Annotated in this window: 8 protein-coding genes; 6 read left to right on the top strand and 2 right to left on the bottom strand. The window is 63.4% G+C overall.

The genetic code is table 11. From position 1 onward, the window contains the following. The 3 genes from EN914_RS16195 to EN914_RS16185 form a co-directional block, all read left to right on the top strand. The coding region (locus EN914_RS16195; protein WP_127389152.1) for an LLM class flavin-dependent oxidoreductase at positions 1-484 on the top strand (484 nt) is incomplete at its 5' end. A gap of 117 nt (positions 485-601) precedes the next feature. Then, positions 602-1,771, top strand: a complete 1,170-nt coding sequence (locus EN914_RS16190; protein ID WP_024502077.1) for an AI-2E family transporter — start codon at positions 602-604, stop codon at positions 1,769-1,771. 68 nt (positions 1,772-1,839) lie between these two features. Continuing rightward, positions 1,840-2,841 (top strand): LLM class flavin-dependent oxidoreductase, encoded by a 1,002-nt coding sequence (locus tag EN914_RS16185; protein ID WP_024502076.1) that lies wholly within the window; start codon positions 1,840-1,842, stop codon positions 2,839-2,841. A 34-nt stretch (positions 2,842-2,875) separates the two neighbouring features. Here EN914_RS16185 and EN914_RS16180 read toward each other — a convergent pair whose 3' ends face one another. Continuing rightward, complete coding sequence (locus EN914_RS16180; RefSeq protein ID WP_024502075.1) at positions 2,876-3,895, bottom strand: LacI family DNA-binding transcriptional regulator; 1,020 nt, start codon at positions 3,893-3,895, stop codon at positions 2,876-2,878. 220 nt (positions 3,896-4,115) lie between these two features. On the opposite strand from EN914_RS16180, the gene EN914_RS16175 reads away from it, so the two are divergent. From EN914_RS16175 to EN914_RS16165, 3 genes are read left to right on the top strand one after another with little or no spacing between them, the layout of a single operon-like run. Continuing rightward, complete coding sequence (locus tag EN914_RS16175; protein ID WP_127389151.1) at positions 4,116-5,591, top strand: sugar ABC transporter ATP-binding protein; 1,476 nt, start codon at positions 4,116-4,118, stop codon at positions 5,589-5,591. Continuing rightward, complete coding sequence (locus EN914_RS16170; RefSeq protein ID WP_024502073.1) at positions 5,588-6,904, top strand: ABC transporter permease; 1,317 nt, start codon at positions 5,588-5,590, stop codon at positions 6,902-6,904. The genes EN914_RS16175 and EN914_RS16170 overlap by 4 nt, the downstream gene beginning before the upstream one ends. Beyond that, complete coding sequence (locus EN914_RS16165; protein ID WP_013528455.1) at positions 6,901-7,869, top strand: substrate-binding domain-containing protein; 969 nt, start codon at positions 6,901-6,903, stop codon at positions 7,867-7,869. The genes EN914_RS16170 and EN914_RS16165 overlap by 4 nt, the downstream gene beginning before the upstream one ends. Before the next feature lie 42 nt (positions 7,870-7,911). Here the strand turns inward: EN914_RS16165 and EN914_RS16160 are convergent. Then, on the bottom strand, positions 7,912-8,125 hold a 214-nt coding region (locus EN914_RS16160), incomplete at its 5' end, for a MarR family winged helix-turn-helix transcriptional regulator (RefSeq protein ID WP_407067785.1).

Genomic DNA, 8,125 nt, shown 5'->3' with positions numbered 1-8,125 from the left:
GCCGCTGGCGCTCGCCATCATTGGCGGCGAGCCGGCGCGTTTCGCGCCGCTGTTCGATCTCTACCGCGAAGCCGCCAAACGCGCCGGCAGTGATCCGGCGGGCCTTGCCACCAGCATCAACGTGCACGGCTTCATCGCCGAGACGACCGAGCAGGCGGCGGACGATTTCTACGGCCCGCAGGCGGAGGTGATGAACCGCATCGGCCGCGAGCGCGGCTGGGGTCCGACCTCGCGGGCGCATTTCGACCAGTCGCGCGGCCCCACAGGCGCCCTGTTCGTCGGCAGTCCCGAGCAAGTGGCTGAAAAGATCGTCGCCCAGCACAAGATCTTCGGCAATGACCGCTTCCTGCTGCAGATGGCGATCGGCACCATGCCGCATGCCAAGATCATGAAGGCGATCGAACTCTACGGCACCAGGGTGGCGCCGATCGTTCGCAAGGAAACAGCCAAGCCCGCCACAGCCGTCACGTCGCCGGCAGCCTGACCCGGAGCCGGCGCGAGCGGCCTCAATCCCGAAGCCGGCTCATGGAACCCTCGCCCGTAACTCTGCGTTTCATGGAGGCGATTGCCGTGCGAAGGGGCGCCGGCTTGAGGGGTGACCATGAAAACCGAACCCACAGCCTGGGGTCAGGACGTTTCCGATGAACCGGATTCGCGCGTCGCGGCTCGCGCCGACACGCGTCTGATGCGCTCGTTGCTGATCGGCATCTTTCTCTTCATGGCCATCTACGCGCTTTATTTCGCCCGCGCTTTCTTCATGCCAGTGCTTCTGGCTTTCCTGCTTGCGCTGACGCTGACGCCGATCGTCCGGCTGCTGCGCAAGCACGGTATCCCGGAAGTGATCTCGGCAACCCTTCTGGTGCTGTTGTCCCTCTGTGTGTTCGCCACCGCCGGCTATCTGCTCAGTGGCCCGATAATCGATCTTATCAACAACACCTCGTCGATCGGCCAGAAGCTCACCGAACGGTTGGCGCAATTGCGACAGCCGCTCGAGAAGATCATGCAGATTTCGCATCAGATCGAACAACTGACCGAGACCTCGCAGGAGTCGGGCATTCAGAAGGTGGCGGTAGCGCAGTCCGGCATCCTGTCGGCGGCCGCCAGCAACATCCTGTCGGCGGGAACAGGCCTCACCATCATCTTCGTGCTGTCGCTGTTCCTGCTCGCCTCCGGCACGATGTTTTATGAAAAGATCATCCAGTCCTTCGCCAGCCTCAGCGAAAAGAAGCGGGCGCTGCGCGTCGTCTATGACGTCGAACGCGAAATCTCGCACTATCTGCTCACCGTCACCATCATCAATGCCGGCCTCGGCACGGTCATCGCTCTCGGTCTTTGGGCGCTCGGCGTACCCAATCCGCTGGTCTGGGGCGTTGCTGCCGCCCTGCTCAATTTCCTGCCCTATGTCGGAGCACTGATCACCATCGTGCTTGTCACGGTCATGGCGTTGATCAGCTTCGATACCATCTTCTACGCGCTTCTGGCGCCGGCCTTCGTGATCTTGTGCGACATCGTCGAAGGCCAGTTCGTGACGCCGATGGTGGTCGGCAGGCGCCTCGAGATCAACGCCGTGGCGATCTTCATCGCCATCGCCTTCTGGTCATGGCTGTGGGGTTTCGTCGGCGCCCTGATGGCGGTGCCGCTGCTGGTCGTCATCAAGGTGTTCTGCGATCATTTCGATGGGCTCAGCCATGTCGGCAATTTTCTCGCCGCGCAGCACGCGGTTGTCGTCGAGGAGGACGACATCGCCGACTCCGAAGCTGTCAAAGGCTGATCAATATTTTTGAATTTGCGGCGCCGCCGGATGCTTCCTACATGCGGTCCTGACACAGGATCCCACCCATGACCGACCTTTCCGTTCTCGACCTGTCGCCGATCGTCGAAGGCAGCGATGCCTCGCAGTCGCTGGCCAATTCGCTCGATCTTGCCCGCCATGCCGAGCGCCTGGGCTACAAGCGTTTCTGGCTGGCCGAGCATCACAACATGCCGGGTATTGCCAGTGCCGCCACAGCCGTCGTCATTGCCCATGTCGCCGGCGGCACCAAGACCATTCGTGTCGGCGCCGGCGGCATCATGCTGCCCAACCATTCGCCGCTGGTGATTGCCGAGCAGTTCGGCACGCTGGCCGCATTGCATCCGGGCCGCATCGATCTCGGCATCGGCCGGGCGCCCGGCACCGACATGGGTACCGCCCGCGCCTTGCGCCGCAATCTCGAGGCCGGGGTCGACAATTTCCCGCAGGATGTCGTCGAGTTGATGGGCTATTTCCAGCCGGCCGAGGAAGGCCAGCGCATCCGTGCCGTGCCCGGCGAAGGCCAGGGCGTGCCGGTCTGGATCCTTGGCTCCAGCCTCTACGGCGCGCAGCTTGCCGCCATGCTCGGCCTGCCCTATGCCTTCGCCTCGCATTTCGCGCCGGCGGATCTGGATCACGCGCTGGATGTCTACCGCTCGCGCTTCCAGCCCTCCGAGCAGCTCGACAAGCCGCATGTCATGCTTGGCCTCAACGTCTTTGCCGCGCCCACCGATGCCGAGGCTCGTTTGCTGTTCACCTCGCTGCAACAGGCTTTCGTCAATCTGCGCACCGGCCGTGCCGGCCGGCTGCCGCCACCTGTCGAGAACTATGACCGCGATCTCGATCCGATGGCAAAGACCATGCTCGGCCAGGCATTGTCCTGCGCCGTCGTCGGCTCCCCGGAAACGGTGCGGCAAGGCATCGATGCCTTCGTGCGCCGCACCGGTGCCGACGAGCTGATGGTCACCGCGCAGATTTTTGATCATGCGCCGCGGGTACGGTCGTTCGAGATCCTGGCCGAGGCGCACAAATCGCTGTCGCAGGCGGCCTGACAAGTCCTGACAGGAATATACGCTGGGCGAAAGACTACGCGCTCACGCTCTGCGCAATCGCCCCGAGCGGGCGACAGGAATTGCGGATCATCAGCCGACCCTTGAGAAAAAGCTTGCGCGGCGGCGCGTCCCTGTTGCCGGCGAGACGGTCGAGAAGCAGATTGGCCGCTTGTTCGCCGATCGCCTGCACCGGCTGCGCGACGGTGGTCAGCTGCGGCTGAAACACGTCGGACCATGGAAAGTCGTCGAAGCAGGCAACCGAAATGTCTTCCGGGCAGGACAGGCCGATGTCGCGGATCGCCTTCATGGTGCCGATCACCATCGGGTTGTTGGCCGAGAAGATCGCGCTTGGCCGATCGTGCGAGGACAGCATCTGCATGGTCGCGTTGTAGCCGTCGATCTCATGAAAATTGCCGAAGCGGATCAGCTCCTCCGCGATCGGCAGGCCGGCGGCGTGAAGCGCCTCGCGATATCCCGCCATGCGGTCATGCATCGGCGAAATGTCCGACGTGCCGGTGATGTAACCGATGCGCCGGTGGCCGAGATTGATCAGATAGGTGATGGCGTCGAACACCGCGCGCTGGTTGTCCAGCACCACGGCATCGGTGTCGACGCCTTTGCAGATACGATCGAGCAGCACCACCGGCACGTTGGCGTCGTCGACGATCCGCTTGAGGATCGCGCCGTCGCCGACGCGCGCCACGATCAGCCCGTCGACCATGCGATCGAGCAGCAGCTTGATCTGATCGTCCTGGGTGTTCAAATCCTCGTCCGTGCAGCACAGCATGACGGCATAGCCGGCCCGGTCGAAGGCCTGCTGGATGACCGAGACGACATCGGTGAAGAATGGGTTGGTGATGTGCGGCACGGTCAGTCCGATCGTGCGGGTCGTGCCCATCTTCAGGCTGCGGGCGATCGCGTTGCGCTTGTAGCCGATATCGCGGATCGCCTGTTCGATGCGCTGGCTAAGCTCCGGACTGACCGTCGCCGTGCCGTTGATCAGCGCCGAAACGGTGGCGACAGAAACACGCGCCGCTTCAGCCACATGAAGCATGGTGGGCGCGGTGGATTTCCGGTGTTTTTTTTGCCCTGATGCTGTCATTTTCGAAACGTTTCGCCACCCTTGCCGGCCAATACGTACGGAATCCTGTCCTTTTTAGCAAGAATCGAAATGCAGTAAACATGCGGCACCTCATATCAGCTTGACATGATCGAAACGTTTAGATTAGCGTTTGCGGGAAGTTGACGAGGACGGAAGGGAGGCCGCCATTGTCATGCGAGAGAGCAGTTCCCTTTCCCCGCAGCACGGCGCTGCCGATCGGTCGGACACCGTTCTGAGCGCCGAGCATATTTCCAAGAGCTTCGGCGGCATCGCCGCCCTGGTCGATGTCGGCTTCGAGCTGCGGCGCGGCGAGGTTCATGCCTTGATGGGCGAGAACGGCGCCGGCAAGTCGACGCTGATGAAGATCCTCTCCGGCGTCTACACCGGCTATGAAGGCACGGTCAGCGTCGATGGCCACCCTGTCAATTTCGCTGGCGTACGCGACGCCGAGGATGCCGGCATTGCCATCATTCATCAGGAGCTCAACCTGGTGCCCGAACTCAGCGTCGCCGACAACATCTTCCTTGGCCGCGAGAAGCTGATCGCCGGGCTGATTGTCGACCGCAAGGCAAGCAGCCGCGCGGCGGGCGCTTTGTTGCAGCGGCTCGGCATCGAGCTCGATCCGCAAGCCCGCGTCGGTGCCCTGCGTGTCGGCGAGCAGCAGCTGGTCGAGATCGCCAAGGCGCTGTCGATGTCGGCACGCATCCTGATCATGGACGAGCCGACCTCGGCGCTGTCGCCGGCCGAATGCCAGCGGCTGTTCCGCATCATCCGCCAGCTTGCCGAGAGCGGTGTCGCCATCGTCTACATCTCGCACCGCATCGACGAGGTCATGCATCTGGCCAGCCGCGTCACCGTGTTTCGCGACGGGCGCCATGTACTGACCGAGCCGATGGCCAGGCTGGACGAAGATGCGATCATTTCGGCGATGGTCGGACGCAACCTGCTCGCTTCCTCCCAGGAAGAGCGCCACTCCGGCGGCAACATTGTGCTTTCGGTCGAAAACCTGTCGCTGTCGAAGCCCGATGCGCATGGCTGGCGCACGGTGATCGACGGCGTTGGCTTCGATCTTGCCGCCGGAGAGATCCTCGGCATTGGCGGGCTGCTGGGTTCGGGCCGAACCGAGATCCTGGAAGCGATCTTCGGCTCGAGCGATGGCCGCACCGGTGGCGAAATCCAGGTCGACGGCCGGCCTGTGGATATCCGTTCGCCCCGCAACGCAAGGCGGCTGGGCATTGCACTGGTCACCGAGGACCGCAAGACGCAAGGCCTGCATCTGCAGGCTTCGATCGCAGACAATGTCGCGCTGCCGCTGGTCGGCTCGCTGTCGGGCGGCAACCAGCAGAAGGTCGTCATCGGAAAGTGGCTGGCGACCAGGCCGAGGGTGCTTTTGCTGGACGAGCCGACGCGCGGCATCGATGTCGGCGCCAAACGCGAGATCTACGACCTGATCTTCAAGCTGGCGCGCGATGGACTGGCCATCGCCGTCATCAGCTCCGAACTGCCGGAGCTTTTGCATCTCTCCGACCGCATCCTGGTGATGGCCGATGGCCGCCAGACAGGCATTCTTTCCCGCGACGCGGCCAGCGAGGAGGCCATCATGCGTCTCGCCGCCCCGCGCAGGACCATATCGAGACCAGCCGCATGACTGCCCTGAAACTCCTGTCCCGTACCAAGCTCTACTGGGGCCTGATCGCCATCTTCCTGATCGGCGTGCTGGGCTCGCCGATGAGTTCCAAGGGCAACAACATCTTCCTCTCCTACGGCAACCTGCTCGACGTGCTGCGCCAGGTCTCGACCACCGGGCTGATCGCCACCGGCATGACGGCTGTCATCGTCACCGGCGGCATCGATCTCTCCGTCGGCTCGCTGATGGCCATCTGCTCGGTGGTCTGTGCCATGCTGCTGACGGTCCCAGGCGTGACGCCGGGCGTCGTGCTGGGCGTGCCGACCGTCGCGCTGGTGGCGCTTTGCCTCGGTTTCGTCGTCACCCGCTTCATCTTCCAGAACCTGGCAAAGTCCCGTGCCGGCGCCGATCTCGTCCGCGAGATCAGGCTGGACGGGATTCGCGGCCTGATCACGCCCGCCGTCGTCGGCGTGGTCTTGTGCTGCCTGTCGCTGTGGTTTCTGCTGCCGCAGATCGAGCCGAAATTCGGCGTGCTCGGCGTGCTGCTGGTGGCGCCGTGCGTTGGTTTGCTGTTCGGCGCGCTCAACGGCTTCATCATCGTTGCCGGACGGCTGCAGCCCTTCATCGTCACCCTGGCTATGATGGTGACGGCGCTCGGCATCGCACGGCTGACCGCCGGCCAGAACAATGCGGTGCTGCCGGTCTATACCGGCTCCAACGCCACCGCCGATTTCGAGATCCTGCGCTCGCTGGTGTTCGGCATCATCCCGATGCCGGGCCTGTTCTTCCTCGGCGCCATCGTGATCTACGGCGCGGTGCTGCGCTTCACGCCGTTCGGCCGCTATGTCTATGCCATCGGCGGCAACGAGGAGGCGGCGCGCCTCTCCGGCATCGCCGCCGGCCGCGTCAAGATCGCCACCTATGCCGTCTCCGGGCTGCTCGCCGGCATTGCCGCCGTGCTCTATGTCGCGCAGTACCGGCAAGGCAAGCCGGATGCCGGCGCCGGGCTGGAGCTCGACGCCATTGCCGCTGTGGTCATAGGCGGCACCAGCCTGATGGGCGGGCGCGGCAGCCTCATCGGCACGTTCTGCGGCGTGCTAATCTTCGGTCTGCTCTCCAACATCCTGCAGCTCCACAACATCAATTCGAACCTTCAGCTGGTGCTGAAGGGGATGATCATCATCGGCACCGTGCTCGTGCAGGAGCGCAATGCCGGTGATCTCCTGGCCTATCTGCGCCTGCCCGGCGGGCAATCGGCGCACAAGGAAACGGCCGCGGCAAAGCGGCCGTCGCAAGAGACACCGTCTCTCAATCTCGGAGGAAACAAAAAATGAAACGACGTGACATGCTGAAGCTTGCCGCCGTGACCGCGGCACTGCTGACCACCACCGCGCTGCTGACCACCGGCAATGCCTATGCCCAGGACAAGAAGTGGAAGATCGGCTTCTCGCAGGTGACGACCATCGAGCCCTGGCGCGCGCAGTTCAACAAAGACATCCTGGCCGAAGCCGCCAAGCACCCCGAGGTTGAGCTGATCATCACCGACGGCGAGGACAAGACCGAAAAGCAGGTCGCCGATGTCGAGAACCTGATCCGCCAGGAGGTCGATGCGCTGTTGGTGTCACCGAAGGAATCGGCCGGCCTGACCGGCGTCGTGCAGCAGGCGATCGACGCCAAGATCCCGGTCTTCGTGCTCGACCGCAATGTCGACACCAAGGACTACACGCAGTTCGTCGGCGGCGACAACGCGCTGATCGGCCGCGCGGCCGGCGAATATGCCGTCGAACTGCTGGGCGGCAAGGGCAAGGCTGCAGGCAATGTCGTCGAGATCTGGGGCGGCATGGGCACCCAGCCGGCGCATGACCGCCATGACGGCTTTCACGAATTCACCGACAAGGAGCCGGGCATCAAATATCTGCTTGACCAGCAATCGGGCGACTGGAAGCAGGACCAGGCCTACAATCTGATGGCCAACGCGCTGAAGAGCAACGAGAAGATCGATCTCGTCTACGGCCACAACGACCCGATGGCCTATGGCGCCTATCTCGCCGCCAAGGATGTCGGCCGCGAGAAGGACATCAAGTTCATTGGTATCGACGGCCTGCCCAATGAAGGCGTGCAGATGGTGAACAAGGGCGAGCTGACGGCGACCTTCACCTATGTCACTCCCGGTGCCGAAGGCCTGCGCCAGGCGATCAAGTTCCTCAACGGCGAGAAAGTCGAAAAGACCATTACCCTGCCAACCGAGAAGATCACCAAGGAAAACGCCGCCCAGGTGCTGAAGGACAACGGCCTCTGAGGCAAACTTCCTGCCGGGTGCCTCCTTTGGCGCCCGGCGGGTCTAAGCCAGCTTCACCAGCAGCTTCATGAAGGTGGCGATCTCCTTGGCCGAGAGCGGCGCCAGCGTCTCCTTTGTGATCTCGCGCGCCAGCGGGATCAGGCGCTCGATGGCTTCGCGGCCTGCCGCGGTCAGATTGACCAGCAGCCGTCTTTTGTCGACCTCGTGCCTGGAAAGCTCGACCAGGCCGCGCGCCTTCAGCCGGTCGATGACGCCC

Source organism: Mesorhizobium sp. M7A.F.Ca.CA.001.08.2.1 (assembly GCF_003998455.1).
Lineage (GTDB): Bacteria > Pseudomonadota > Alphaproteobacteria > Rhizobiales > Rhizobiaceae > Mesorhizobium > Mesorhizobium ciceri.
This window is presented reverse-complemented; position numbering and strand designations above follow the sequence as displayed.

Excerpts from the sequence above, each read along its gene's own strand:
- EN914_RS16170 (WP_024502073.1), top strand. The coding sequence starts at position 5,588 with ATGACTGCCCTGAAACTCCTGTCCCGTACCAAGCTCTACTGGGGCCTG.
- EN914_RS16175 (WP_127389151.1), top strand. The coding sequence starts at position 4,116 with ATGCGAGAGAGCAGTTCCCTTTCCCCGCAGCACGGCGCTGCCGATCGG.
- EN914_RS16190 (WP_024502077.1), top strand. The coding sequence starts at position 602 with ATGAAAACCGAACCCACAGCCTGGGGTCAGGACGTTTCCGATGAACCG.
- EN914_RS16165 (WP_013528455.1), top strand. The coding sequence starts at position 6,901 with ATGAAACGACGTGACATGCTGAAGCTTGCCGCCGTGACCGCGGCACTG.
- EN914_RS16185 (WP_024502076.1), top strand. The coding sequence starts at position 1,840 with ATGACCGACCTTTCCGTTCTCGACCTGTCGCCGATCGTCGAAGGCAGC.
- EN914_RS16180 (WP_024502075.1), bottom strand. The coding sequence starts at position 3,895 with ATGCTTCATGTGGCTGAAGCGGCGCGTGTTTCTGTCGCCACCGTTTCG.